Source organism: Stenotrophomonas sp. YJH_SMC_27, from assembly GCF_059369815.1.
Genome location: NZ_JCAFTA010000009.1, coordinates 85822 through 112192 on the forward strand (window position 1 = coordinate 85822; position 26371 = coordinate 112192).

The 26371-nt window shown below is 68.0% G+C and carries 17 protein-coding genes; 6 read left to right on the top strand and 11 right to left on the bottom strand.

What is annotated here, in order from left to right; genetic code table 11:
- Nucleotides 1–74 precede the first annotated feature (74 nt).
- Genes AC5P7R_RS14345 through pilG form a run of 4 tightly spaced genes read right to left on the bottom strand, consistent with a single transcriptional unit; the run spans nt 75 to nt 3465 of the window.
- The gene (locus tag AC5P7R_RS14345) at nt 75–2111 is read right to left on the bottom strand and encodes a methyl-accepting chemotaxis protein (protein ID WP_019660096.1); all 2037 of its coding nucleotides are present in this window, start codon (nt 2109–2111) and stop codon (nt 75–77) included.
- Between the two features lie 41 nt (nt 2112–2152).
- Complete coding sequence (locus tag AC5P7R_RS14350) at nt 2153–2683, bottom strand: chemotaxis protein CheW (RefSeq protein ID WP_111102087.1); 531 nt, start codon at nt 2681–2683, stop codon at nt 2153–2155.
- Nucleotides 2683–3045, bottom strand: coding sequence for a response regulator (locus tag AC5P7R_RS14355; protein ID WP_005410717.1), 363 nt, complete (start codon nt 3043–3045; stop codon nt 2683–2685). The genes AC5P7R_RS14350 and AC5P7R_RS14355 overlap by 1 nt, the downstream gene beginning before the upstream one ends.
- An 18-nt stretch (nt 3046–3063) precedes the next feature.
- A complete protein-coding gene (gene pilG, locus AC5P7R_RS14360; protein ID WP_005418455.1) occupies nt 3064–3465 on the bottom strand; it encodes a twitching motility response regulator PilG in 402 nt (133 codons plus the stop codon).
- Nucleotides 3466–3705: 240 nt separating this feature from the next.
- On the opposite strand from pilG, the gene gshB reads away from it, so the two are divergent.
- Nucleotides 3706–4653, top strand: a complete 948-nt coding sequence (gene gshB, locus AC5P7R_RS14365) for a glutathione synthase (protein ID WP_019660098.1) — start codon at nt 3706–3708, stop codon at nt 4651–4653.
- On the top strand, nt 4653–5537 hold the full coding sequence (locus tag AC5P7R_RS14370) for an energy transducer TonB family protein (protein ID WP_478418831.1): 885 nt from the start codon (nt 4653–4655) through the stop codon (nt 5535–5537). The genes gshB and AC5P7R_RS14370 overlap by 1 nt, the downstream gene beginning before the upstream one ends.
- A 493-nt stretch (nt 5538–6030) precedes the next feature.
- On the opposite strand, the gene tsaB is transcribed toward AC5P7R_RS14370, so the two are convergent.
- The 4 genes from tsaB to mrcB all read right to left on the bottom strand — a co-directional run bounded on the left by tsaB (nt 6031) and on the right by mrcB (nt 12370).
- Nucleotides 6031–6744 (bottom strand): tRNA (adenosine(37)-N6)-threonylcarbamoyltransferase complex dimerization subunit type 1 TsaB, encoded by a 714-nt coding sequence (tsaB, locus tag AC5P7R_RS14375; protein ID WP_478435953.1) that lies wholly within the window; start codon nt 6742–6744, stop codon nt 6031–6033.
- Between the two features lie 9 nt (nt 6745–6753).
- Nucleotides 6754–8802 (bottom strand): DNA repair helicase YoaA, encoded by a 2049-nt coding sequence (gene yoaA / locus AC5P7R_RS14380; RefSeq protein WP_478435954.1) that lies wholly within the window; start codon nt 8800–8802, stop codon nt 6754–6756.
- Nucleotides 8803–9395: 593 nt separating this feature from the next.
- A complete protein-coding gene (locus AC5P7R_RS14385) occupies nt 9396–9932 on the bottom strand; it encodes a hypothetical protein (RefSeq protein ID WP_019660102.1) in 537 nt (178 codons plus the stop codon).
- Nucleotides 9929–12370 (bottom strand): penicillin-binding protein 1B, encoded by a 2442-nt coding sequence (gene mrcB, locus AC5P7R_RS14390; protein WP_021203724.1) that lies wholly within the window; start codon nt 12368–12370, stop codon nt 9929–9931. Before mrcB ends, AC5P7R_RS14385 begins: the two co-directional genes overlap by 4 nt.
- 96 nt (nt 12371–12466) lie before the next feature.
- Between mrcB and AC5P7R_RS14395 the strand changes: the two genes are divergently transcribed.
- Entirely contained in the window at nt 12467–14566 is a 2100-nt protein-coding gene (locus AC5P7R_RS14395) for a glycosyltransferase (RefSeq protein WP_021203723.1), read from the top strand.
- On the opposite strand, the gene AC5P7R_RS14400 is transcribed toward AC5P7R_RS14395, so the two are convergent.
- Both AC5P7R_RS14400 and AC5P7R_RS14405 read right to left on the bottom strand, forming a co-directional pair.
- On the bottom strand, nt 14563–16128 hold the full coding sequence (locus tag AC5P7R_RS14400; RefSeq protein WP_134731868.1) for a hypothetical protein: 1566 nt from the start codon (nt 16126–16128) through the stop codon (nt 14563–14565). The genes AC5P7R_RS14395 and AC5P7R_RS14400 overlap by 4 nt on opposite strands.
- A 30-nt stretch (nt 16129–16158) precedes the next feature.
- The gene (locus tag AC5P7R_RS14405) at nt 16159–18315 is read right to left on the bottom strand and encodes a RelA/SpoT family protein (RefSeq protein ID WP_058982213.1); all 2157 of its coding nucleotides are present in this window, start codon (nt 18313–18315) and stop codon (nt 16159–16161) included.
- Between the two features lie 130 nt (nt 18316–18445).
- Here AC5P7R_RS14405 and AC5P7R_RS14410 point away from each other — a divergent pair, with 130 nt between their 5' ends.
- Entirely contained in the window at nt 18446–18982 is a 537-nt protein-coding gene (locus AC5P7R_RS14410) for a hypothetical protein (RefSeq protein WP_019660107.1), read from the top strand.
- Nucleotides 18983–19099: 117 nt separating this feature from the next.
- Here the strand turns inward: AC5P7R_RS14410 and hrpA are convergent, their stop codons facing one another.
- The gene (gene hrpA, locus AC5P7R_RS14415) at nt 19100–23182 is read right to left on the bottom strand and encodes an ATP-dependent RNA helicase HrpA (protein WP_478435955.1); all 4083 of its coding nucleotides are present in this window, start codon (nt 23180–23182) and stop codon (nt 19100–19102) included.
- An 86-nt stretch (nt 23183–23268) separates the two neighbouring features.
- On the opposite strand from hrpA, the gene AC5P7R_RS14420 reads away from it, so the two are divergent.
- Nucleotides 23269–23817, top strand: a complete 549-nt coding sequence (locus AC5P7R_RS14420; RefSeq protein WP_006439098.1) for a Dps family protein — start codon at nt 23269–23271, stop codon at nt 23815–23817.
- Between the two features lie 560 nt (nt 23818–24377).
- Nucleotides 24378–26183, top strand: coding sequence for a DNA helicase RecQ (gene recQ / locus AC5P7R_RS14425; protein ID WP_111102128.1), 1806 nt, complete (start codon nt 24378–24380; stop codon nt 26181–26183).
- The last annotated feature ends 188 nt before the right edge of the window (nt 26184–26371 follow it).

Below are 26371 nucleotides of genomic sequence, written 5' to 3' on the forward strand. Positions count from 1 at the left end.
GTGGCCGCGCGAGTTCTGGCGTGGGAAATGGAAATGCTTCATCGACTGGTTCCTTGCTCGCCGCCCTGCCCGCGTCACGCCGGCAGCTTGAAGTCGGCGACCGAACGGCGCAGGTCCGCCGCCAGCTGCGCGAGATGGCCGATCGATTCGGCGGTCTGCCCCGCACCCTGCGAGGTCTGGCCGGTGATCTGCCGGATCACGCCCATGGTGCGGGTGATGTCCGAGGCCGCGGCCGACTGCTGCTGGGCGGCGATGGAGATGTTCTTGATGAGGGTGTTCAGTGCATTGGACACGCGCTCGATCTCGGTCAGCGCGGTGCCGGCATCCTCGGCCAGGCGTGCACCGGACACCACTTCGGCGGTGGTCTGTTCCATCGAGGTGACCGCTTCGTTGGTGTCGGCCTGAATGGCCTGCACCAGGTTCTCGATGCGTCGGGTCGCGCCGGAGGTACGTTCTGCCAGGCGCTGCACTTCGTCGGCCACGACCGCGAAACCGCGACCCGCTTCACCGGCCGAGGCCGCCTGGACCGCTGCGTTCAACGCCAGGATGTTGGTCTGTTCGGAAATGTCGTTGATCAGTTCCACGATCGAGCCGATTTCCTGCGACGACTCACCCAGGCGCTTGATGCGCTTGGAGGTTTCCTGGATCTGGTCACGGATCTGGTCCATGCCCTGGATGGTCTCGCGCACCACGCCGGCACCTTCGGCGGCAATCACCACCGAGCGCTGTGCCACGTCGGCCGACTCGGCCGAGTTGCGCGACACCTGTTCGATGCTTGCCGCGATTTCGCCGATGCGGTCCGACGCCGAGGTGATCTGGTTGGCCTGGTGGCCGGCCGCCTCTGCCAGCTGCATGGCGGTGGCCTGGGTCTCCTGGGTGGACAGCGCGACCTTGGCCGAGGTGTCATTGATGGTGGTCACCAGGTGGCGCAGCTCGTCGACGGCGTAGTTGATCGCGTCGGCGATGGCACCGGTCATGTCCTCGGTCACCGAGGCCTTCACCGTCAGGTCGCCCTCACCCAGCGAGGAGATTTCGTCCAGCAGCCGCATGATCGCCTGCTGGTTGCGGCTGTTGAATTCCACCTGGGTCTGGTAGCGCAGTTCCTGCTCGCGCGAGCGGCTGCGCACGTTGGTGGAAACGAAGCCGATGATCGCGATCAGCGACAGCGCACCGGAGACCACACCGATCCAGAAGTTCGGGAACAGGCGGGTGTCAGACACCGAGCCGAACGAGGAGAACGCGTCGAACAGCTTGCGGCTGTCATCCAGCATGTGGGCCGAACCCTGGCCCAGCGCGGTGGCGGCGGACTGCGCCGCGAACAGCTGGCGCGAGCTGGCCAGGATCGCGTCAGCGTCCTGCTTCATCGCTTCCCACTTCTGCTGCGACTGTTCCAGCGCGGCCACGGCAGCGGCACCGCGCACGGCGGTGATGCCCAGTTCCTCGTTGCCATTGCGCAGGCCGTCGAGCACTTGCGAGAACACGGTGATGTCACGCGCCAGCGCATCGCCGGCCGTAGCAGCGCCGCTGCCACCGGCGCGCATTTCGGTTACGCGGCGGGCCATGGAGCCGGCCACCACGACCTGCTGCAGTGCGCTGTACACCTGCGACGAGGGCGCGCCGGCAGCGGACATCGCACGCACCAGCTCGTTCAGCTGGGCCTGCAGCCCCGGCACGGCGCCGGTGAAGTTGTTGGCGTTGCCGGCCAGGGCCAGCACCGCCGGTTCACTGGCCACCAGCTGCCCGGCCTGCTTGCCCAGCGGCGCCCAGGTCTCGCCCAGCGTGGCGATCGCACCGGACACGCCCGGCTCCTTGCCATAGCGGCCCTGCAGGGTCGACACATTCTGTTCGATCGCGTTGCGGGTGGCCTTGAAGGCAGTGAACGCCTGCGCGTTGCCGCCCACCGCGTCACGGCCCTGGTTGGCCAGCTGCTGCGACAGCACCTGCAGGTCGGCCGCCTTGGAACCGGCATCGGCCAGGCGACTGCCCTGCCAGGTAGCGACGCCGGTGTTGACGCCGAACAGGATCATCGATGCCAGCAGCAGGAACAGCCAGAGGTTGCTGCCGCCCAGCCGCAGCTTGCCGGTCTTGGTGGCGTCCGAAGCAGTACTCATCGTTCAACCTCGATCTTCAATGCAGGGGGCGATGCCCGGCCTCAGGCCGCGGCTTGCCGGAATTCAGGGGTGCGCGACAGCAGCGAAAGCGAGAATACGCCCCAGTCGTGGCCGTCGGCATGGAAGGCGCGATCGACGAAATGGCCGTAGCGCCCTTCGGCCAGCGTGCCGGCCTCGATCTGCTGGTCCAGTTCGAAGCTGCGCTGGCCGAACAGTTCATCGATGGTCAGTGCGACGTCGCCACCGGCCTGGCGCATGATCAGCACGCGCTGGCCTTCCTGCTGCACGGTACGCACGCCTTCCAGGAAGTACTTCAGGTCGACCACCGGGAACAGGTTGCCGCGCAGATTGCCCACGCCGAGCAGCCAGGGCTGCGCGCATGGCACCGGGGTCACCGGCGGCATCGGCACGATCTCCACCACTTCGCGGAAATCGGACACCAGCCGGCGCTGGCCGACGCGGTAGCCCACGCCACGCCAGAGGTCCTGGGCGAACTGCCGTTCGGGCAGCTGCACCGCGTGGGCCAGGCTGCGGCGTTCATAGGCTTCGAGGATGTCGAAAGGCGAGCGCATCAGGCCACCAGTTCGTTGATCCGCGCGATCAGTTCATCCTCGCGCGGCGGCTTGACGATGTAATCGGCCGCGCCCTGGCGCAGGCCCCAGGCCTTGTCGGTTTCCATCGCCTTGGTGCTGACGATGATCACCGGGATGTGCTTGATCGCCGCGTCACGGGCCATCGCGCGGGTGGCCTGGAAGCCGCTCATGCCGGGCAGGACCACGTCCATCAGCACCAGCTGCGGCACCTGGTCGCGGACCAGCTGCAGTCCATCCTCGGCGTTGTCCGCTTCCAGCACCTCGTGGCCGGCACGGCGCAGCCACTGGGTGAACACCGCGCGGTCGGTCGGTGAATCCTCGATCAGAACGATACGAGCCATTGTGCCTTTCCCCCCTGGTCAGGCGTTGACGTATGTGCGGATGGCACCCAGCAGTTCTTCACGCGTGAATGGCTTGGTCAGGTATTGCTCCGAGCCGACGATGCGTCCCCGCGCCTTGTCGAACAGGCCATCCTTGGACGAGAGCATGATGACCGGGGTCGCCTTGAACAGCTGGTTGCCCTTGATCAGCGCACAGGTCTGGTACCCGTCCAGGCGCGGCATCATGATGTCGACGAAGATGATCTGCGGTTGCTGGTCTGCGATCTTCGCAAGCGCTTCAAAGCCGTCGGTGGCGGTGACCACCTCGCAGCCTTCCCGCTTGAGCAGTGTTTCCGCAGTCCTGCGGATGGTCTTCGAATCATCGATGACCATCACCCGGAGTCCTGCGAGTTCCCCGCCCGCAGTCGTGTTTTCAGTCATTGCCTATCCCCAAGCGCACGGCCCGATCTCTGGCGGGGGCCGCTACGAAAGCGTATCTATATCGCACTTTCCGCGCCCGCTTCAAGGCCGCCCCATGGCGCGGGGCATGGCAGCCTCCTGAACGTGACGGGTTTCGCAATGAGTGCGCGAGCGCCGGGCGGACGCTGCGTTGCAGTATGGCAGGGAGGCGCGCGACCGGCGTTGCCGCTACCATCAACGCCTTGCCTGACAGGTGCGCCCATGCCGTTGAACGTCATCGTGGTGATGGACCCCATCGCCCACATCAAGATCGCCAAGGACACCACCTTCGCCATGCTGCTGGAAGCCCAGCGCCGCGGCCATGCCCTGCACTATGTGCGCCCGGGCGGCCTGGCCCTGGAGGGTGGCGTGGCAGTGGCCCAGACCGCGCCGCTGCAGGTGCGCGACGACCCGGCTGGCTGGTATGAGCTGGGCGCATTCAGCCGTACCGAATTCGGCCCCGGCCAGATCGTGCTGATGCGCAAGGATCCGCCGGTCGACGCCGAGTACATCTACGACACCCAGGTGCTGGACGTGGCTGCGGCCGCCGGTGCCTGCGTGGTCAACAATCCGCAGGGGCTGCGCGACTACAACGAGAAGCTGGCCGCGCTGCTGTTCCCGCAGTGCTGCCCGCCGACCCTGGTCAGCCGCGACGCCAAGGCCTTGAAGGCCTTCGCGCTGGAGCATGGCCAGGCCGTGCTGAAGCCGCTGGACGGCATGGGCGGCCGCTCGATCTTCCGCAGCGGCCAGGGCGATCCGAACCTGAACGTGATCCTGGAAACCCTGACCGACGGCGGCCGCAAACTGGCACTGGCCCAGAAGTTCATTCCCGACATCACTGCCGGCGACAAGCGCATCCTGCTGGTCGATGGCGAACCGGTCGACTACTGCCTGGCGCGCATCCCGCAGGGCGACGAGTTCCGGGGCAACCTGGCTGCCGGTGGCCGCGGCGAAGGCCGTCCGCTGAGCGAGCGCGACCGCTGGATCGCGGCCCAGGTCGGCCCGGAGATGAAGCGTCGCGGCATGCGCTTCGTCGGCCTGGACGTGATCGGCGATTACCTGACCGAGGTCAACGTGACCAGCCCGACCTGTGTACGCGAACTGGACGCACAGTTCGGCCTGAACATCGCCGGCACCCTGTTCGACGCGCTTGAGGCCGGCCTGCGCTGATGGCAACCGCACCTGCCGTCCTGCCCCCGCCACCACGCGAAGCGCAACGGCTGGGGGCGACCATCGCGCTGTCGGTGCTGGTTCACGCGCTGCTGATCCTGGGCGTGGGCTTCGCCGTCAAAGGCGATGCACCGCTGGTGCCCACGCTGGAAGTGATCTTCAGCCAGACCCGCACCGCGCTGACGCCGAAGCAGGCCGATTTTCTTGCCGCAGCCAACCAGGATGGCGGTGGCGAACACGACCGCGCACAGCGTCCGCGCGACAACCAGGCCGGCATCGTGCCGCAGGCGCAGCCCGGTTTGAGCCCGGTCCCACAGCAGCAGCAATCGGCCGCGCAAGTCCCGCCGCCACAGGCCCGGGTGGTCAGCAGCCGCAATGGCGAAGAGGCGGTCGCGCAGGCCCAGTCCCGCCCCACGCCGGATCAGCCCGAACCGGACGCCCCGCTGAGTGCGCGCGAACAGCGCGATGTGGAAATGGCCCGACTGGCCGCAGAAGTGCATCTGCGCTCGGCGCAGTACGCCAAGCGCCCGAACCGCAAGTTCGTGTCGGCCAGCACGCGCGAGTATGCCTATGCCAATTACCTGCGGGCCTGGGTTGACCGCGCCGAGCGCGTGGGCAACCTGAATTACCCGGACGAGGCCCGGCAGCGCCGGCTGGGCGGCCAGGTGGTGATCAGCGTGGGCGTGCGCCGCGATGGCAGCGTGGAGAGCAGCCGGATCCTGCGGTCGAGCGGAACGCCACTGCTGGATGAGGCGGCACTGCGGGTGGTGAAGCTGGCGCAGCCGTTCCCGCCGTTGCCGAAGACCGAGGATGAGATCGACATCCTGCAGGTCACCCGCACGTGGGTATTCCTGCCGGGTGGCGAACTGCGCGACGACCGGTAGGGTTTGTTGCCCGGGCCTGCGGCCCGGGACCCGCTGAAAGGCTAGAGCAACGGCAACAGCAACAGCGGCGGTTGGTGTACTGAAGCGTGGCGAGGCGGTGTCGGGCGGCGGGGACGCCGCAAGTACGTCCGTGTAGGCTTAGCCGCGGCATCCATGCCGCGGATACCCCGCCGCCCGACACCGCCCCGCCTCTGACAGATCGCGGCGCACCATTGCTTTGGTAGGTGTCGACCTTGGTCGATACACATCCACGCCACGCGTGGATGCAAGCGAAGCGACCCGCTTTTGATTTTGACTTTTCTTTTTTTGATCTTCCGTGGCGGACGTGCACGGAAACTGTCAGAGGCCGGGCGGGTGGGCTGCGCAGGGGCGTGAGCCGCATGGATGCGGCGACCGAGCTTACATGGACGTACTTGCAGCGCCCCCTGCGCAGCCCACCCGCCCGGCCAAACCACGGCTTTTGATCTACGCGACCAACTCCGCCACGAGGGGCTCAGCCGTTGGCCTTCGCCTTCGCCTCGCGCGCGGCCTGCTGCTCGACCAGGGTCAGTGCCACGTTGTCACGCAGGTATGCTGGTTCGACCTTCTCCGGTGCGACGGTTTCGCCGCGGGCGAACGCCGGCACCGCCAGTGCGAGCACGTCCGACGCACGCGGCAATGCCGTGGCGTCGAATCCGCGCAAACCTGTACCGAGCTGCGCGACCAGCGCACCCTCGGCTGCGGCGAACCCGGTACCGACACCGTAGGCCGACAGCCCTTCCGGCAGCGCCACCGCCGCCGGCGCGCAGACGCGCTCGGCATCGCGCGCGACCGGCAGGCCGTCCACGCGCTCGAAGCGGGCGGCGTAGAGTTCGCCCATCCGCGCATCGATCGCCGACAGGATCTGCGTTTCTTCCGCCGGTGCCCGCAGCGCCAGCACCTGCAGCGTCGAGACCGGCAGCAACGGACGATCCAGCGCCAGTGCGATGCCCTGCGCGATGGCGATCGCCAGGCGCACGCCGGTGAAAGCACCAGGACCGCGGCTGAGCGCGATACCGTCCAGCTGGCGGCGGCTGATGCCGGCTTCGGCCAGCAGCGCCTCGGCCCACGGTAGGCTCAGTTCGGCATGCCGGCGCGGGGCGATCTCGAAACGTTCCAGTACCTGTCCATCGACATGCAGGGCAACGGAACAGGCTTCGGTGGCGGTTTCAAAGGCGAGCAGTTTCATCGGATCAGGTCAGAACAGGGGGAACGTGACACCGGGCGCCGGCTCCGGGCCCGCCGCGGCGGCGGCGGTCGGAACGGCATCATCGGCCACGGGCGCCCATTGTGGCGTAAAGAAGGCCTGCACATCGGCCAGGCTACGGGTGCGCCGGAACGGCGGCAGCGACTCAAGAAAGACCCGGCCATAGCCACGGTTGAGCAGGCGCGGATCGCACAGGACCAGCACGCCCCGGTCGCTTTCGCTGCGGATCAGGCGGCCAACGCCCTGCTTCAGGGCGATCACCGCCTGCGGCAACTGTTCGTCGCGGAACGGATTGCCGCCCTGGCTGCGGATCGCCTCCAGGCGTGCCTCGTAGACCGGGTCGTCCGGGGCCGCGAACGGCAGCTTGTCGATCATCACCACGCTCAGCGCTTCGCCGACCACGTCCACGCCCTCGCGGAAGCTGGCCGAGCCCAGCAGCACCCCATTGCCCGATTCGCGGAAGCGCTGCAGCAGCGTCGCACGCGGCGCCTCACCCTGCACGAACAACGGCCATGGCCCATCGCGCAGTGCCTCGGCGGCCTCACGCAGGGCGCGATGCGAAGCGAACAGCAGGAACGCCCTGCCCTGCGAGGCCTGCAGCACCGGCCGCAGGGTCTGGATCAGCGCGGTTCCGAAACCCCGTGCGGCCGGATCGGGCAGGCCTTCAGGCAGGTAACACAGCGCCTGCTCGGGCCAATTGAACGGACTCGGCTGGACCAGCGTCTGCGGGTCGTCCAGCCCGAGGCGGGTGGCGATGTGATCGAAACCACCGCCCACGGTCAGCGTCGCCGAGGTGAAGATCCATGCGGCTCGGCTGCGTTCGCGATGCTCGCGCAATGGACCGGACACGTCCATCGGCGTGCGCTGGCAGCGGAAACCACGCGGGGTGAGCTCATACCAGAGCACATCGGTGGCATTGCCGGTGTCCGCAGGATCAGTATCGAAGTCGAGGGCGGGTTCGTCATCGCCCAGCCAGCGACCGAGCCGCGAAACCGCCTCACGCGCCCGCGCATAGCAGGCATCTAGGCCCGCCGCGGCTTCGCGCAGCGGCTGCAAGGCCTGCTCCAGCGTCACCAGCCCTGCCATCACCGTGTCGAAGCCATCGCGCACCTGCGGCATCGTCAGCGCACGCCACTGCGTGCCGCGCGGCGGCAGCCCCTCCATCGCCGAACGCAACGCCAGCAGCGCCTGCTGCAAGTGGTCGACCGGTTCCTGCAGCGCCGATTGCGCCCCCCCGACGCCGCGCGCTTCGGCCAGGCAGTCGCGGCCCAGCTCCTGCCACGGGCGCATGCCGAAGCCTTCGCCGAAGAACTGCGCGGCCAGTTCAGGCAACTGATGCGCCTCGTCGATGACGAAGGCCTGCGCCCCCGGCAGCAGCTCACCAAAGCCATCCTGCTTCAATGCTAGGTCGGCCAGCAGCAGGTGATGGTTGACCACCACTACGTCTGCCGCCTGCGCACGTTGCCGCGCACGCACCACGAAGCAGTCTTCCCAGAACGGGCAGTCGGTGCCCAGACAGTTGTCGACGGTGGAGGTGACCATCGGCAGCAGCGGCGAATCATCGGCCAAACCGTCCAGTTCGGCGATGTCGCCGAACTCCGAGCGTCCGGACCAGGCCAGGATGCGCTGGAACTGCGCCGCCTGTTCTGGGCTTGAGAAGCGCGGCTCGCCCCGCGCCTGCTGCAGGCGGTAGCGGCACAGGTAATTCGAACGTCCCTTCAGCAGCGCACTGCGCAGGCCGACACCGAGTGCCTGGCGCACACGCGGCAGGTCGCGGTGGTAGAGCTGGTCCTGCAGCGCGCGGGTGCCGGTGGAGATGATGGTGCGCAACCCGGACAGCAGCACCGGCACCAGGTAGGCGAACGTCTTGCCGGTGCCGGTACCGGCCTCGGCCAGCAGCAGGTCACGCTGCTGCAGCGCATCGGCGATGGCTTCGGTCAGGCGCAGCTGGGCCGGGCGCGGGACGAAGGCGTCCAGATGCGAGGCGAGCGCGCCGCCGTCGCTGAGGGCTTCGCGGCTGGCATGGACAAGGTCGGACATCAGAGGGAAAGGATACCCGGCCGGGCGCTGCCCGGCACCCGTTTCAAGCCAGGGCAACAGCAACAGCGGTGTCCATGGCTCTGGGTTTTTACGTGCTGGGCAGGCCGGGAGGGGCAGGCAGGACACGCCGTAAACCCATCCATGGGGGCTCGATGGCGCCATCCATGGCGCCAACGGTCCTGCCTGCCCCGCCCGCCCCACCCTCGACAGTTTCCCAGTGACGGATGCACGCGCGGCGTCGCGTCGAGCTTGCTCGACTGCCCTTTCAGAAGCGGTGGGTGGAACGGAAACAAGAAGGGGTCGGATCCGTTTTCCTGCGGAAAACGGATCCGACCCCACAACGAGTGCGCGCAGCGCGCGACCCGCTTTTGATTTTCTTTTTCTTTTCCGTGGCTGGACGCACACGGAAACTGTCAGAGGTCGGGCGGGGTGGGTTCGCGGGGGTGTCCGCGGCATGGATGCCGCGGCCAAGCCCCCAGGGACGGGTTCACGGCGTCCCCCGCGAACCCACCCCGCCCGGCCAAGCGCGGCTTTTGCTTCTGGCTTCAGCGACCAACCCACAGCCACGAGGGGCTGTGCCGTTGGCTGAAAACTCAGTACCGCTTGATCCCCGGCACCGTGCAACCTTCAATCTGCGCATGCGCCGACACCGCATTCTCCTTCTCGCCACGCGCCAGGCGTGACTGTTCGATCGTCGCCCAGTGCCGGCGGCACAGCGGCCCCGTCTTCGAGCCCAGATCCACCGCCTTGCGCGCGAACGTCTCCGCCTGTTCCCACTGCCCCTGCAGCAGCGCCAGTTCGGCACGCTCCTGCAGCACCGCCGGGTCGCTGGCCACGATTTCCAGCGCATGGTCCAAGCTGCTGGCGGCACCGGCCAGGTCGTTCGCCTGCCGCTGCGCCTGCGCGGTCACCCGCAGGTCTTCCACCTGCGAATCACGCAGCGGCTGCACCGACAGCTCCTTGTCGTCAGGACCTGCGGCCGCATCGACTGCCGCCAGGCGCTGTGCCGGCGTAGTGGTATCGACTGGCTTGACCACCGGCGGCGCGCTGGTCACACAGGCGGCCAGGGCCAGGCTGAGGCCGGTCAGGGCCAGGGGCTGCAGCAGGGATCGCATGTTCATCGGCTTCATCGGCTCGGGGGAGGAGTAGCGGCGGCGGGCGCTGCGGCAGGTTCGGCGGGCGCTTCCGGCTTGCGGTCCAGGCCGAACCAGCTACGCCAGCCACCGCCCTCCCCTTCAGCTTCGCCCGGCTCGCCCGGCGGCACTGCCGGCGCGCACGGCGCATACGCCGGTGCATAGCCCACCACGAACGGGAAGCGGCGTGCGCCCGGGCAGCCTTCATCGGTTGTGTTCAGACCCGTGGCCGCGACCGACTGCCAGTCCAGGCCTTTGTTGCTGACCCGCAATGGCGCACTCGGCAGGCGCTGGAAGATGCCCGACCAGACCCGCATCGCGCCGGTAGCGCCATACAGGCCGGCCTGCTGGTTCTGGTCGTTGCCGATCCAGATCACCGCCAGATGATCGCCGGTGTAGCCGGCATACCAGCTGTCACGGCCATCGTTGGTGGTGCCGGTCTTGCCGGCCGGCTGCAGGCGGCCGAGGCCATCGGCATTGAGCCGCTGCGCGGTACCACTGGAGACCACCTGCTGCAGGCCGACGCTGATCAGGTTGGCGGCAATTGAATCGCCTTCCTGTGCCGGCGCCGGGGTCTTGTCGTAGCGCTTGAGCAGCTTGCCCTGCGGATCGAGCACGCCACGCACCGCGTGCAGCGGCTGGATCTCACCGCCCGAGGCGAGGAACTGGTACAGCTGTGCCATCGCGTACGGGCTCTGGTCGGTCGAGCCAAGGATCACCGCCGGATTGGCCTCGGCCTTGATGCCCGCCAGCACATGGATCAGCTGGGTCACGCGCTCGGGACCGACCTGCATGCCCACGCGCACCGTGGCCTGGTTGTAGGAGTGTGCCAGCGCGTCGATCAGGCGCACCGTGCCGTGGCTGCGGTTGTCCGCATTGCCCGGGCTCCAGTTGCGGCCGCGGCCGAGCTGCACCGTCACCGGTGAATCGTCGACCCAGCTGGCCAGCGAGTAACGGTCCGGCTGCGCCAGCGCGAGCAGGTACACGAATGGCTTGAGCAGCGAACCGACCGGACGCTGCGCCTCGATCGCGCGGTTGAAGCCGACCTCGGACACTTCACGGCTGCCGATCACCGCCAGCACGTCACCGTTGTGCACGTCGGTCAGCACCATGCCGGCCTGCAGTTCGGGCCGGCGCTTGCTTTCCAGCGACTTGATGGTGCGGGTCACCGCGCCTTCGGCATAGGCCTGCGCGGACGGCGACATGCCGGTCATGACGCTCAGGCCAGCGCCCTGCAGGGCAGATTCCGGGTAGTCATGGCCGAGCTGGCGACGGACCAGGTCAACATAGGCGGGGAAGCGGTTGGCCGCCACCAGTCCCGGCGTCTTCGGCACGCCCAGCGGGGCCTTCAGTGCGCGCTGGTACTCGGCGTCGTCGATCAGCGTGGCTTCGTGCAGTTTGCCCAGCACGAAGTTGCGACGGTCCAACGCACGTTCCGGATTGCGCCGCGGGTCGTAGAAGGACGGGCCCTTGACCAGGCCGATCAGCAGCGCGATCTGCTCGGTCTCCAGCGACTGCAGGTCACGGCCGAACCAGAACTCGGCACCGGACGACATGCCATGGATCGCCTGGCTGCCGCGCTGGCCCAGGTACACCTGGTTGAGATAGGCCTCGAAGATGGTGCGCTTGTCATAGCGCGCTTCCATGATCAGGGCGTAGAGCACTTCGTTGAATTTGCGGGTGAGCGTCTGTTCCTTGCCGATGCCGAGCAGGCCGCTGCGGGCCAGCTGCTGGGTCAGCGTGGAAGCGCCCTGACGGCTCTGGCCACCGGAGCGGATGGTCACCCACACCGCGCGCGCGATACCGGACAGGTCGATGCCGTGGTGGCGGTTGAAGTCCTTGTCCTCCACTGCCTGCAGGCCGGTCACCAGCAGGTCCGGCGCCTCGTCCATGCGGATCAGGCGGCGTTCTTCCTGCTTCTGGCCGTACAGGGTGGCGATACGCGCCGGATCCAGCCGCGCCGCCTTCAGGGCCTTGCGGCTGTCGGCATCGCGCAGCGAGGCGACCGCACCATCGGCCAGCGACAACTCGAGCCGACGCGGGGCAACCCGGCCATCGACGTCGTTGTAGCCGCGGCTGGAGATGACAAAGCGCCCGCCATTCACCGCATAGGTGGCCGGCTCCTTGCCCTGGCCATCATCGCGGTAGGCGGAGGCGGCCAGCTCGGTCTTCAGCGTGGACGCATCCATCGCCTTGCCGGGAGTGAGCACCAGCGGCCGCGCATACACCCGCGTCGGGATCTGCCAGCGCAGTTCGCCGAAACGTTGGGTCACCTGCTGGTTCAGGTACAGCGTATAGGGAATGAGGAAACCCAATCCCAACGCGACCGCAGCCATGCTCCAGGTGATCAGCCGGCGCCGCCACAGCGGGCCGTTGTCCTGCTGGTCGTCGTCGTCGAAATCGTCGATGTCGTCGGAATCGTAGCGTCGGGGCACGGGAATGCGAGAATGTAGAGTCTGGCGAGTCTACCCCAGCCGCTGCGGCTGGCGAATTCTCCCGGGTTCCCCTGCTTAAGCTGGAGTTGCAACCGGATGGCGATGTCCCTGGCCGAGATCCGATACCTGATCAACCGCCTGTCGGGCCTGGCCCGCCGGAGCCTGGCCAGCCTGCGTACCCGTGGCTGGCGGGCGACCTGGCAGCGCATCCGCGTGCATGCCCAGCGCGCCGTGCCCGCGCCACGCACGCCGCTGTTCCTGCCGCCGGCACAGGAGTTCGCTCCCTTCACGGTGCCGTTCAGCGAAACACCGGAAGCGAGCATTGTCATCCCCGTCTACAACCACGTCGATCACACCCTGGCCTGCCTGCGCGCCTTGGCGGCGCATCCACCGCAGGCCACGTGCGAGATCCTGGTAGTGGATGACGGCAGCACCGACGCCACCGTGCAGTGGATGCCGCAGGTTGCCGGACTGCGCTATGAAGTGCGCGAGTACAACGGCGGCTTCATCGAGGCCTGCAACGATGGCGTATCGCGCGCACGCGGTCGCTACGTGGTGCTGCTCAACAACGATACGGTGCCGCAGCCGGGCTGGCTCGACGCGCTGCTGGACACGTTCTCCAGCACGCCCGGCGCCGGCCTGGTCGGTAGCCAGCTGCTCTACCCGGACGGCCGGCTGCAGGAATCGGGCGGGGTGATTTTCGCTGATGGCAGTGGCTGGAGTTACGGCCGTTTCGAGGCAGCGGACGACCCGCGTTTTGCCAGCCTGCGCGACGTCGACTACTGCTCCGGCGCAGCGCTGATGCTGCCGCGCGACCTCTGGCGACAGCTGGGCGGCTTCGATACCCGCTACAAGCCGGCCTACTACGAGGACACCGACCTGGCCTTCCGCGTGCGTGCGCAGGGCCTGCGCGTCCTGGTTCAGCCGGCCAGCCGGGTGGTCCATGACGAAGGCACCAGTAACGGCACCGACACCGGCAGCGGCGTGAAGGCCTACCAGGTGCGCAACCAGGCCATCTTCGCCGACCGCTGGGCCACCGAGCTGGCCCGCCGCCCGGCGGTGGGCGAAGTGCCGTCACCGGCGCTGCTGCTGCGTGGCCGGCGCCAGGTGCTGATCCTGGACGAGGCAGTGCCGCAGCCGGATCGCGATTCCGCGTCGCTGCGCCAGGTGAACCTGATCCGCCTCCTGCTGCAGGGCGGGGCCCATGTGGTGTTCGTTCCCACCCGCCGCGAACACGGCGGCGCCGCCACCGACGCGCTGCAGCGGATGGGTGTGGAAGTCTGGTATGCACCGTTCCTCGATGGCGTCGCCAGCTGGCTGCGCACGCATGGTGGACGCTTCCACGTAGCGCTGCTGGTCCGCCACCATGTTGCCCACGAGTGCCTGCCACTGCTGAAGCGCTATGCGCCGCAGGCGCGCACCGTGTTCGACACGGTGGACCTGCACTACCTGCGCGAACGTCGTGGTGCCGAAGTGGCCGGCGATGCTGGACTGCTGCGCGCTGCCGAGCGTACCCGCGCCAGCGAACTGGCGGTGATGGAGCAGTGCGACGTCACCGTGCTGGTCAGTTCCGCCGAGCGCGAGCAGCTGCAGGCCGACGCGCCAACGGTGCGGGTGGAGCTGATCTCCAACCTCCATGACATCGCCGGTGCCGGCAAACCGTTCGAGCAGCGTCATGACCTGGTGTTCGTCGGCGGCTTCCGCCACCCGCCGAACCTGGACGCGATGGAATGGTTCATCGGCGAAGTCTTCGCCGGCATCCGCGCCCGCCTGCCCGATGTGCGCCTGCACTGCATCGGCGCTGCCGCGCCGGAATCCCTGCTGGCCCTGGCCGCGCGCCAGCCCGGCGTGCAGATGCACGGCTTCGTCGAGGACATCACTCCCTACATGGATGGCGCACGCATTTCCATCGCGCCACTACGTTTCGGTGCCGGCGTGAAAGGCAAGATCAACCTGAGCATGGCCCATGGCCAGCCGGTGGTAGGTACCCCCTGCGCGGTGGAAGGGATGCACCTGCGCCCGGGCGAGGACGTGCTGGTGGCCGATGATGCGGCCGGCTTCGCCGATGCGGTGGTCCGCCTGTACCAGGATCCGCAGCTGTGGCGGCAACTGTCCGAAGCCGGCCTGGCCAACATCGCAGAGCACTTCTCCCTCGACGCTGCGCGCGCAACCGTGCAGCGGGTGTTTTTCACCTAATCAGGGAGACCGCCGGCACGGCGCAGGCGCTCTTCGAACGCCGGCAGCTCGGCCAGGTCCGGTTGCAGCAAGCGGGCTTGTTCGGCGGCATGCGCTGCGAAAGCCAGGTCGCCGCTGCCGAGTCGCTCGCTGCCGATGGCCAGCCAGCGCTGGGCCAGGCGCAGGCGTGCCGAGGGGAGCCCGGCCGCAGTCGGCGACAGGGTCTGCCACGCCTGCAGGCAGGCCCCTGCCGCCTGTACGCGGTTCTGCCGGAGGTTGTCGTCGAAGCAGCCGCGACTGGCGGGCAGCAGCCGCGCCGCAGCAGCCTTCACCCGAGCATCGCGCGGCGCCAGTGACTGCGCTTCGCGCAATGCGTCGAATGCACTGTGGCCGGGGGGACTGATCCATTGCCCGGAACGTTCGGCGCGCTCGATGCTGCGCAGGTGGTCGCGCAGTTGGCGCTCGCGCTGCGTGTTGCTGGCCGCCGGCTGCTGCAGCGCCTTCTGCGCCTGTTGTGCGCGCTGCAGGCGTTGCGCGAGCTGCTGTTGCGCGGCCGGCGAAGCGCCTAGCTCCTCCGCCAGCGCGGCATCGGCCCGCGCCGCCTCGAACCGGAAGTCGTCGGCCTGCGTCTGGCTGCGTGCCAGCACCGCCTGCAACGTCTGTTCACGGCCGCGCTGGGCGCTGGCATCATCGGCCGCCACTGCCAGAACGGCGAGAAATCCCTTTGCTGCGGACTCCAGCTGCCCGCGCTGCAGGGCGCGCTGGGCCTGGCGCAGGCGCCGCTCGACGGCCTGCGCCAATGCTTCCTGGCTGGCGGGCAGATCAGCATGGCCGGCATCGAACTGGCGCGCACGCTGCAGTAGTGCGGCGGCCTCGGCCAGCTCGCCGCGTCCCGCCAGCGCGCGCGCCTGCTGCAGCAGATCGCTCAGTGCATCTTCGCGACCTTCCAGCGCGGGCAGATTGTCCGGCTGCAGCGACAGGATGCGCTGGAACAGGGGCAGCGCGCTGCTGTCACCTTCATCCAGCCGGCCCGCAGCGAAGGCGTTGCGTGCCTGCGCCAGCAGTGCGCCGATGCCGGCACCTGCGCTGCGCCGGGCCCGCAGCTGGCGCGCCACGGCGTCCGCCTCGCCCTGTGGTACCTGCAGTTCCCGGGCCAGTGCCAGCGCCTGCGCGCTGCCGTCGAGATCGTTGGCCTGCATCTTTTCGCGGGCCTGCTGCAGGGCCGCCGCGCCGGTACGGGCCAGGCCTTCGCGGGCCTGCGGACGATCTCCATCCAGCGCCAGCACGGCCTGGTAGCGCTCGCGCGCACCACTGCCATCGGCGGCACTCAGCCGCCCGGCCGCCAGTGCGCCATCACCTTCGGCCAGCAGCTGCTCGATCCGAGGCTCATCCCAGAACCAGTCGGCCAGCGGCTTGCGCAGCAGCACCAGCAGCACAAACACCGCCAGCGCCGCGACCAGCGCCCAGCGCCACACCCGGCGCGCGTGGCGTGCCTGCAGCCACCACCAACGGCCTTCGCGGCGGACGCGGTCCAGCGCAGGAAGTTCAGCGCCATGCGGGCGATGCGGGGGCTCGCGTTCCATGCGTGCAGGGTAGCCGGGGCAGCGTGAAGCTCAGCCGAGACGACGCGCCTCGCTCACGCCGGGCAGCGCGTCCAGCTTGCCCAGCAGGGTCGACAGCTGGCCGTAGTCACTCACCTTCAGCCGCAGGCGCAGGTGGGCACGGCCACTGTTGCGCACGTTGTCACTGTGGATGTCCAGCACGTAGGCGTCTTCCTGGGCGATCAGGTTGGTGATGTCCTTCAGCAGCCAGCGGCGATCGACCGCATCGACCACGACGTCCACCTCGTAGCCGCCCCCGGCCTGGCCCCACTCCACCGGCAGGATGCGCTGCGGGCTGGTGGCCGCCAGACGGGCCAGCGCAGCGCAGTCTGCACGATGCACGGTGACACCGCGGCTACGGGTCAGGTAGCCGACGATGGGTTCGCCGGCCACCGGCTGGCAGCAGCGCGCCAGTTGTACCAGCAGGTTGCCCACGCCCTGTACGGTGAACTTGGACTTGCCCAGGTTCTCGCGGCGCGCGGTCGGCCGCGGCAGGCTCGGCGCGGGCGCCGGTTGGCTTGCTGCACGTTCGGCTTCCAGCAGGGCACGGCTGACCTGGTTCGGCCCGGTATCGCCCAGCGCCACCTGGATGTAGAGGTCGTCAACGCTGTCGGCATGGAACTTCTTCGCCGCGATGGCCAGGTCCGAGTGCTGCAGCCCCAGGCGCTTCAGCTCGCGCTCGAGCAGTTCGCGCCCGGCCTGCACGTTGCGCGCGCGGTCCAGCTTGTGGAACCAGCTGCGCACCTTCTCGCGCGAACGGTTGCTGGCCAGGAAGCCGTTGGCCGGCATCAGCCAGTCGCGGCGCGGGTCGGCCTCCTTGCCGGTCAGTATCTCGACCCGGTCGCCACTGCGCAGACGGTAAGTCAGCGGTACGATGCGGCCATTGACCTTCGCGCCACGGCAGCGGTGGCCAACCATGGTGTGCACCTGATAGGCGAAATCGAGCGGCGTGGCGCCCTGCGGCAGGTCCAGCACCTCGTCCTTCGGGCTCAGCGCATAGACCCGGTCCTCGGTCAGTTCGGCATCGAGCGCCCCGGCCAGTTCGTTGCCCTGCCCGTCCTGGGCCTGCTCCAGCAGCTGGCGCATCCAGGTGATCTTGCGGTCGAAGGACTTCTCCGCGCCCTTGCCGCCTTCCTTGTACTTCCAGTGCGCGGCCACGCCCAGCTCGGCCTGCGAATGCATCTCGTGGGTACGGATCTGCACTTCAATGGTGCGCCCTTCCGGACCAACCACGGCGGTATGCAGCGAGCGATAGTCGTTGGCCTTGGGCCGGGCGATGTAATCGTCGAACTCGCTCGGCACCGGTGCCCACAGTGCATGCACCACGCCCAGCGCGGCATAGCAGGCGGCGACATCGTCGACCATTACCCGCACCGCACGGATGTCGTACAGCTGGTCGAACGCCAGCCGCTTCTTCTGCATCTTCCGCCAGATGCTGTAGATGTGCTTCGGGCGGCCACTGACCTCGGCCTTGATGCCCTGCGCAACCAGCTCGCGCGACAGCACCTTCTTGACATTCTCGACGTAGCGCTCGCGGGCGATGCGGGTTTCGTCGACTTCCCGCGCAATGCGCCGGTAGGTCTCCGGCTCCAGGTGGCGGAACGCCAGGTCCTCCAGCTCCCACTTCAGCTGCCAGATGCCCAGGCGGTTGGCCAATGGCGCGTGGATGTCGCGTGTCAGCTGGGCCAGCGCGCGGCGCTGCTCGTCGTCCAGCTTGTCGGCCGCGCGCATCCGCGCCAGTTGCCGGGCCAGCAGGATGGGTACCACACGCAGGTCGCGGATGATGGCCAGCAGCAGCCGGCGCAGGCCCTCGCTGTTGCGCCCCGCTTCGCGACCGGCATGCAGCGCCCACACCGGGTCGGCCGCATCCTGGCCGTCAAGCAGGCCGATCACCGCGGTCTTGTGGTTACCCAGCGGCAGCTGCTCCAGGCTGGCACGCAGGCCCGGCAGGTCGAACAACAATGCGGCCACCACTGCACCTTCGTCGGCCGAGAGCATCGCCAGCGCGTCGAGGGTGTCGCCCAGCACCGACCAGGTGGCACGCATCTGGTGGTCGCATTCCGGCGCTTCCCAGTGCTCGCGCAGGGCCTGGCGCAGCGGGGCAGGCAGCACCGCTGCCGAGGGACGGTTCAACAAGGCATCCAGGCCGGGGACGGAAGCGCGGTTCACAGCATCAAGCAGGCAAGACAGAGGCCTCTACACTAGCGCCGGCGCCGTTCAGGGACAATGACCGTGGCCACCATCCCCCGGCATGAAGACATGCCGCTACACTCGCGGGCAAACCCAGGAGAATCCCGTCATGTCCCCGATCGTCCCGCGTTTCCGCCTACGGCTGCTGGCTTGTGCCGCACTGTTGCTGTCCCTGTCGGCGCCTGCGCTGGCCCAGCGTGTGGTAGAGGGTGACCTGCAGCAGCAGATGTCACCGGCCGAATTCAAGGCTGCTGGCCTGGACAAGCTCAGTGCGCAGGAACTGGCCACGCTCAACCGCTGGCTGCAGGGCAAGGTCGAGGCGGCCACGACCCAGGCAGTTGCAGCGGTACGGGAATCGGCGCGCGAGGAAGGCCGCCAGGAAGTGATCGTGAAGAATCGCGGCTTCTTCGATTTCGGCAGCAGTGAGCCGATCGTCGGCGTGCTGCAGGGTGAGTTCCGCGGGTTCGGCAAGGGCCGCGTCTACGTGCTGGACAACGGCCAGGAATGGGAGCAGATCGATGCAACCACCCTGGCAGGCGTGCGCAGGCAGTCGCCCGCCGTCAGCATCAAGCCCGGTGTGATGGGCGTCTGGTACCTGAAGGTCGACGGTGTGAACACCCAGCCGAAGGTGCGTCGTACCAAGTAACGACGCCCATCGTATAGAGCCGAGCCCACGCTCGGCTGCGATCTGCACGGGAAGATGACGAGGCATCAAAAAAGCAGCCGAGCATGGGCTCGGCTCTACGTCATCACATCATCGGAGTCACGCCTGGCGCAGTGCGGCTACCCGCTGCGCCAGCTTCTTCGCCGAGATGCCGGTCCGCGCGCCCAGCTCCTGCGCGAACAGCGACACCCGCAGCTCTTCCAGATCCCAGCGCAGCGCCTGCCATTGCGGGTGCTCGCGCAGGCCCTGCTGCTCAGCCACTTCCAGCGCTTCCAGGAACGGATGCAGTTCCAGCATGCGCGCCTGATCGCGCGGCGGATCACGCTTGGCGCGCTCGGTACGCAGGATCATCGCTTTCAGATAGCGCGGATACTGCGCCAATGCGTCGGCCGGTGTATCGCGCAGGAAGCCTGGATGGATCAGCCCGGCCAGCTGCGCCTCCATGTCGTCCAGGTTGCCGCGCGCCCAGCCCATCAGCGGCGCTTCCAGCATCGGCTTCAATTCGGCCACCAGCGCCAGGATGGTCTCGGCCAGCTTCAGCCGCGACATGGCCTCACCGAACAGCGCCTTGGCCGCATGCTCGCGGCGCTGCTCGAAGGCCGCCGCATCGCGTATGTCTTCCAGGCCTTCAGCCAGTACGGCGTTCATCGCCGCATCGACCAGGTCGCCACGAAGGCGTTCCTGCGATTCGATCGCCGCATACAGCAGGCCCGTCTTGGCACCCACCGGCAACTGCTTGCGTGCCTGCTTCATCTTCTCGGCCAGCGCGATCTCCAGCAGGCGGCGCACACCCAGCGGATGAGCCGCCTGCGCCTGCTGCCGATCAGCGAAGATGCGCAGCGCCACGCTGTCGCCCTCGTCCAGCAGCGCCGGATAGGCCGGCACGCCGGCTTCGCCGGGCACCTGCAGCGGAATCGGCGTGGCCGGGAAGGTACGCAGGCCATCAGCCGCCATTTCACGTCCGGCGCGTGCAGCAAAGGCGTCGCCCGCGCGCCCACCGAACTTCGCGCGCAATGCGTCCAGGTCGCGCGAGGTGGCCAGCACCCTGCCCTGCTCGTCGCGCAGGCGCAGGTTCATGTGCAGGTGCGGTTCGATCGAGCCGGGCTCGAAATCGAGCGCGGTCACCGTGGCGCCTGTCGCGCGTGAGAGGAAACGCGCCAGTTCGCCGGTGATGGCATCGGCACTGGGTTGCGGGAACGCCTCGTAGAACGCGCGACCAAAGTCCGGCGCCGGCACGTAGTTGCGGCGCATCGCCTTGGGCAGGCTGCGAATCAGCGCCGCAGCCTTGTCGGCAACGAAGCCGGGCGCCAGCCAGCCCAGCTGCACCGGATCCAATGCGTTGAGCAGGTGCAGCGGTACGTCAAGGGTTACGCCGTCATCCTCGGCACCCGGCTCGAAGCGGTAATGCAGCGGCAATCGTGCCTGGCCCAGCGCGAGGTACTTCGGGTAGCGCTCCTGCTCACTGCCTTCGCCCGGCAACAGGTCGGCCAGCGTCCAGTGCAGGGTCTTGCGCTGTTCCGGCGCAAGACCCTTCCACCAGGCATCCAGGCCGGAGGCCGAATGGATCTGCGGCGGCACCCGGTCCAGGTACCAGCGTGCCTGCCAGTCTTCGTCGGCAACGATGCCGGCGCGGCGCAGCTTGGCTTCTTCCTCGCGCGCGACCTCCAGCACCTTCTGGTTGTCGGCGACGAAACTGGCGCGGGTATTGATCTCGCCGGTCACCAGTGCCTGGCGCACGAAGATGTCATGCGCCTCGCCCGGCGCGATGCGGCCGTAATGGACCGGTTTCTTCGGTGCCAGCACCAGGCCGAACAGGCTGATCTGCTCAGACGCCAGCACCTGGCCCTGCGCGCGCGACCAGTGCGGGTCGAAGTGCTTGCGCAGCAGCAGGTGCGGCAGTTCGGCGATCACCCAGTCCGGCTCGATCGCGGCCAGGGTCATGCCCCATACCTTCTGCGTATCCAGCAGGTTGGCCACCAGCAGCCACGGCGGTGGCCGCTTGGCCAGCGCCGAACCGGGGAACGGCAGGAAGCGGCGCTGGCGCGGCGCCTGGAAATCGCCCTTCTCGGTGCGGTGGCCGATCTGCGTCGGCAGGCCCGCCACCAGCGCCCGGTGCAGGGTCTGGTAGGCAGCAGCGCGCACACGTTCGCTGAAACCGCCGCCAACCGGCGCCTGTTCCTTCTGCGCGCGCACGGCCACCGGCGCCGGTGCGGCCTCCGCCTTGCCTTCGCGGGCCAGGCGTGCAGCCCGGTGCAGCTGGCCCCGGGTCGCCTTCACCGCCGCCGCGTCATCGCGCGCCGGGGCCGGTGCAGTGCTGCCCGCCAGCAGCGGCGCCATCGATGCCTCGCTGGGCTCTTCCTTCCAGCCCAGTTCCTCGCACAGCAGGCGCAGCTGCCGGTGCAGCTCGCGCCATTCGCGCATGCGCAGGAAACCGAGGAAATGACGGCCACACCAGTCGCGCAGCTTGGACTGGGTCAGGTCTTCATGTGCCTGCCGGTAGGCATCCCACAGGCGCAGCACGCCGACGAACTCGGAGCGGCCGTCGGCAAACTGCGCATGCGCGCTGTCGGCCGCACCGCGCGCCTCGGGCGGGCGTTCGCGCGGATCCTGGATGCCCAGGAACGATGCGATCACCAGCATCGGCCGCAGGCAGCCGGCGGCCTGCGCGGCCACCAGCATGCGCGCCAGCTTCACGTCCACCGGCAGGCGCGCCATCTGCTTGCCGATGGTGGTCAGGCGCCGTTCGGCATCGATCGCCCCCAGTTCGGTCAGCTGCTGCCAGCCATCGGCCACCGCGCGCTCGTCCGGTGCTTCCAGGAACGGGAACTCCTCGATGCGGCCCAGGCCCAGCTGCAGCATGCGCAGGATCACCCCGGCCAGGCTGGAGCGGCGGATTTCCGGATCGGTGAACTCCGGCCGCGCCTGGAAATCGGCCTCAGCATACAGGCGGTAACAGATGCCCTCGGCGATACGGCCGCAGCGCCCCTTGCGCTGGTTGGCGCTGGCCTGCGAGATCGGCTCGATGTGCAGGCGGTCCAGCTTGTTGCGCGGGCTGTAGCGCTTGACGCGGGCAAGGCCCGGATCGACCACGTAACGGATGCGCGGCACCGTCAGCGAGGTTTCCGCCACATTGGTGGCCAGCACGATGCGCCGGTTCGGCCCGGGATTGAACACCCGGTCCTGGTCCTGGTTGGACAGCCGCGCATACAGTGGCAGTACCTCGGTGTTGCGGTACTTTCGCCGTTCCAGCGACTGGTGCGCATCGCGGATCTCGCGCTCGCCCGGCAGGAAGATCAGCACGTCGCCGCGTGCATCCAAGCGGGTAATCTCGTCGACAGCCGACACGATGGCATCGTTGACGGTACGTTCGCCCTGGTCTTCACCCTCGCCTTCCAGCGCGCGGTAGCGCACCTCCACCGGGTAGGTGCGGCCCTCAACGCTGATCACCGGCGCATTGTCGAAATGCTGGGCGAAGCGTCCGGTGTCGATGGTGGCCGAAGTGACGATCAGCTTCAGGTCGGGGCGCTTGCGCAGCAGCTGCTTCAGGTAGCCCAGCAGGAAGTCGATGTTGAGGCTGCGCTCGTGCGCCTCGTCGACGATGATCGTGTCGTAGTTCGACAACCAGCGGTCGCTGGCAATCTCCGCCAGCAGGATGCCGTCGGTCATGAACTTGATGCGGCTGTCTTCGCTGACCTTGTCGTTGAAGCGCACCTGGTAGCCCACCAGCTGGCCCAGTTCACTCTGCAGTTCCTGTGCGACACGGCTGGCTACCGCACGTGCGGCAATCCGTCGCGGCTGGGTGCAGCCGATCATGCCGGCCTGGCCACGGCCGGCGGCCAGGCACAGTTTCGGCAGCTGGGTGGTCTTGCCCGAACCGGTTTCACCAGCGATCACCACGACCTGGTGGTCGCGGATCAGCCCGATGATGGCGTCGGCTTCACGCGCAATCGGCAGCTGCGGGTCCAGAGTAATGGACGGCTGCTGCTGCGCCCGCACCTGCCGGCGCTGCACCGACGCCTGCAAGGCCTGCTCGAAGGTGGCGGCCAGTGCCGCATCCTGTGGCTTGGCCTGGCAACGCGAGAGCATCCCCAGCAAACTGCCCCGGTCGCGGCTCATGGCGCCGTCGATGGCGGCGCGCTGTTGGCGCAGGCGGGGCGATGGATTTTTATCGATAGAGTTCATCAATCGGTTCGTTCAAAACTTTGAAAGCGACCAGTCATCACGACCGGTTTATTGTGAAGGCCAACGATTCCACAAGGAGGAACCCCATGGCGAAGACCAAGAGCACGACCAAGGCCAAGACCGGCAAGCAGAAGCTTGCGGCGGCGGCACCGTCGGCGCCGAACATCGATATCGGGATCACCCAGGGCGACCGCAAGAAGATCGCCGACGGTCTGTCGCGCTTCCAGGCCGATGCGTTCACGCTCTACCTGAAGACGCACAACTTCCACTGGAACGTGACCGGGTCGATGTTCAACTCGCTGCACACCATGTTCGAGACGCAGTACACCGAGCAGTGGGCGGCACTGGACGATGTGGCCGAGCGCATCCGCGCGCTGGGCTTCAATGCCCCGGGCTCCTACCGGGAATTTGCTGCGCTGACCTCGATCGCCGAGGAACCGGGCCTGACCGACAGTGCGGACTGGCGTGAAATGGTACGCCAGTTGGTGGTCGCCAACGAAGCGGTATGCCGTACGGCCCGTGAAGTGCTGGACGTGGCGGCCAAGGGTGACGATGCCCCGACCGAGGATCTGATGACCCAGCGCCTGCAGACCCACGAGAAGTACGCCTGGATGCTGCGTTCCCTGCTCCAGTAAGGGTTTTGGGGGTCTCGGCAGGGCTACGCCCTGCACCCGCAGTGGCCGAAGCAACAGCAACTACCAGAGCAAGAGCAAGAGCTGGTTTCCTGTGGGTTGGCGGGGTGGGTCCGGTGGCAGGGGACGCCGTAAACCCGTCCTTGGGGGCTTGGCCGCGGCATCCATGCCGCGGACACCCCTGCCACCGGACCCACCCCGCCTTCGACAGATTTCCGCGATCTGCCGGCAAAGCCATTGGGGTCAGATCCGTTTTCCGCAGGAAAACGGATCTGACCCCATTTTGTTTGTCGATATCTGACAGATGTGTCGACCAAGGTCGACACCCACCAACGGCCGCGGGAAACTGTCGAAGGTGGGGCGGTGTCGGATTGCGGGGTGTCAGCCGCATGGATGCGGCTGCCAAGCCTACAGGGACGTACTTGCGGCGTCCCCGCAATCCGACACCGCCCCACCAAACCACGAATCACCCCAGAGCCGGCTGTTGCCTTTGACGTTGCACTGGCTTGCAGCGGGTGCAGGGCGCAGCCCTGCCGACTCCCCCGCCGGGGTAAACTAGCCGGATGGCTTCCCGTCCCGCGCACGACCTGCTTCAACGCGTCTTTGGTTACGACGATTTCCGTGGTCCGCAGCAGGACATCGTGGAGCATGTCGCTGCCGGTCACGATGCCCTGGTGCTGATGCCCACCGGCGGTGGCAAGTCGCTGTGCTACCAGGTGCCGGCCCTGCTGCGTGACGGATGTGGCATCGTCATCTCGCCGCTGATCGCGCTGATGCAGGACCAGGTCGAAGCCCTGCGCCAGCTCGGCGTTCGTGCCGAGTACCTGAATTCCACCCTGGATGCCGAGACCGCCGGCCGCGTCGAACGCGAGCTGCTGGCCGGCGAGCTGGACATGCTCTATGTCGCCCCCGAGCGACTGCTGACCGGCCGCTTCCTGTCGCTGCTGTCACGCAGCCAGATCGCCCTGTTCGCCATCGACGAAGCCCACTGCGTGTCGCAGTGGGGCCACGACTTCCGCCCGGAATACCGCCAGCTGACCGTGCTGCACGAGCGCTGGCCGCAGATTCCGCGGATCGCGCTCACCGCCACCGCCGACCCGCCGACCCAGCGCGAGATCGCCGAGCGTCTGGATCTGCAGGAAGCGCGCCACTTCGTCAGCTCGTTCGACCGCCCCAACATCCGCTACACCGTGGTGCAGAAGGACAACGCCCGCAAGCAGCTGATCGATTTCCTGCGCGGCCACCGTGGCGAGGCCGGCATCGTCTATTGCATGTCGCGGCGCAAGGTCGAGGAGACCGCTGAATTCCTGTGCGGCCAGGGCTTCAACGCCCTGCCCTACCACGCCGGCCTGCCGCCGGAGGTGCGCGCTAACAACCAGCGCCGCTTCCTGCGCGAGGACGGCATCGTCATGTGCGCCACCATCGCCTTCGGCATGGGCATCGACAAGCCGGACGTGCGCTTCGTGGCGCATACCGACCTGCCCAAGTCGATGGAAGGCTACTACCAGGAAACCGGCCGCGCTGGTCGTGATGGCGAAGCTGCCGAAGCCTGGCTGTGCTACGGCCTGGGCGACGTGGTACTGCTCAAGCAGATGATCGAACAATCCGAGGCGGGCGAAGAACGCAAGCAGCTGGAACGGGGCAAGCTCGACCACCTGCTGGGCTACTGCGAATCCATGCAATGCCGCCGCCAGGTGCTGCTGGCCGGTTTCGGCGAGACCTATCCCCAGCCCTGCGGCAACTGCGACAACTGCCTGACGCCGCCGGCCTCGTGGGATGCGACCATTCCGGCGCAGAAGGCGCTGAGCTGTGTCTACCGCAGTGGCCAGCGCTTCGGCGTCGGCCACCTGATCGACATTCTGCGCGGCAGCGAGAACGAGAAGGTGAAGCAGCAGGGCCACGACAAGCTCAGTACCTATGCGATCGGCCGCGACCTGGATGCGCGCACCTGGCGCAGCGTGTTCCGCCAGCTGGTGGCCGCCAGCCTGCTGGAAGTGGACAGCGAGGGCCACGGTGGCCTGCGCCTGACCGATGCCAGCCGCGACGTGCTGACCGGTCGCCGCCAGATCAGCATGCGCCGCGACCCGGCCAGCAGCGCCAGCGGGCGCGAGCGAAGCGCGCAGCGCACCGGCCTGTCTGTGCTGCCGCAGGATCTGGCGCTGTTCAACGCGCTGCGCGGTCTGCGCGCCGAACTGGCCCGCGAACAGAACGTGCCGGCCTTCGTGATCTTCCACGACAGCACCCTGCGCAACATCGCCGAGCAGCGCCCGACCAGCCTGGATGAACTGGCACGGGTCGGCGGCATCGGCGGCACCAAGCTGAGCCGCTACGGCCCGCGCCTGGTCGAGATCGTGCGCGAAGAGGGGTAGCGCCGGGCGCCTGGCCAGGCGCCTCCCCATCGCCAACCGTGCGCTCGTCCCCCTGTAGAGCCGAGCCCACGCTCGGCTGCTTCTGCGTGAACGGCAGCCGAGCGTGGGCTAGGCTCTACACTGGTGCAGGTCCAACCTTGAACCGCCCATTCAGCCGGAGGTGCATCCACGGCCGCTTGCGGCTAGAT

Excerpts from the sequence above, each read along its gene's own strand:
- AC5P7R_RS14345 (WP_019660096.1), bottom strand. The coding sequence starts at position 2,111 with ATGAGTACTGCTTCGGACGCCACCAAGACCGGCAAGCTGCGGCTGGGC.
- AC5P7R_RS14350 (WP_111102087.1), bottom strand. The coding sequence starts at position 2,683 with ATGCGCTCGCCTTTCGACATCCTCGAAGCCTATGAACGCCGCAGCCTG.
- AC5P7R_RS14355 (WP_005410717.1), bottom strand. The coding sequence starts at position 3,045 with ATGGCTCGTATCGTTCTGATCGAGGATTCACCGACCGACCGCGCGGTG.
- pilG (WP_005418455.1), bottom strand. The coding sequence starts at position 3,465 with ATGACTGAAAACACGACTGCGGGCGGGGAACTCGCAGGACTCCGGGTG.
- gshB (WP_019660098.1), top strand. The coding sequence starts at position 3,706 with ATGCCGTTGAACGTCATCGTGGTGATGGACCCCATCGCCCACATCAAG.
- AC5P7R_RS14370 (WP_478418831.1), top strand. The coding sequence starts at position 4,653 with ATGGCAACCGCACCTGCCGTCCTGCCCCCGCCACCACGCGAAGCGCAA.
- tsaB (WP_478435953.1), bottom strand. The coding sequence starts at position 6,744 with ATGAAACTGCTCGCCTTTGAAACCGCCACCGAAGCCTGTTCCGTTGCC.
- yoaA (WP_478435954.1), bottom strand. The coding sequence starts at position 8,802 with ATGTCCGACCTTGTCCATGCCAGCCGCGAAGCCCTCAGCGACGGCGGC.
- AC5P7R_RS14385 (WP_019660102.1), bottom strand. The coding sequence starts at position 9,932 with ATGAAGCCGATGAACATGCGATCCCTGCTGCAGCCCCTGGCCCTGACC.
- AC5P7R_RS14395 (WP_021203723.1), top strand. The coding sequence starts at position 12,467 with ATGGCGATGTCCCTGGCCGAGATCCGATACCTGATCAACCGCCTGTCG.
- AC5P7R_RS14400 (WP_134731868.1), bottom strand. The coding sequence starts at position 16,128 with ATGGAACGCGAGCCCCCGCATCGCCCGCATGGCGCTGAACTTCCTGCG.
- AC5P7R_RS14410 (WP_019660107.1), top strand. The coding sequence starts at position 18,446 with ATGTCCCCGATCGTCCCGCGTTTCCGCCTACGGCTGCTGGCTTGTGCC.
- hrpA (WP_478435955.1), bottom strand. The coding sequence starts at position 23,182 with ATGAACTCTATCGATAAAAATCCATCGCCCCGCCTGCGCCAACAGCGC.
- AC5P7R_RS14420 (WP_006439098.1), top strand. The coding sequence starts at position 23,269 with ATGGCGAAGACCAAGAGCACGACCAAGGCCAAGACCGGCAAGCAGAAG.
- recQ (WP_111102128.1), top strand. The coding sequence starts at position 24,378 with ATGGCTTCCCGTCCCGCGCACGACCTGCTTCAACGCGTCTTTGGTTAC.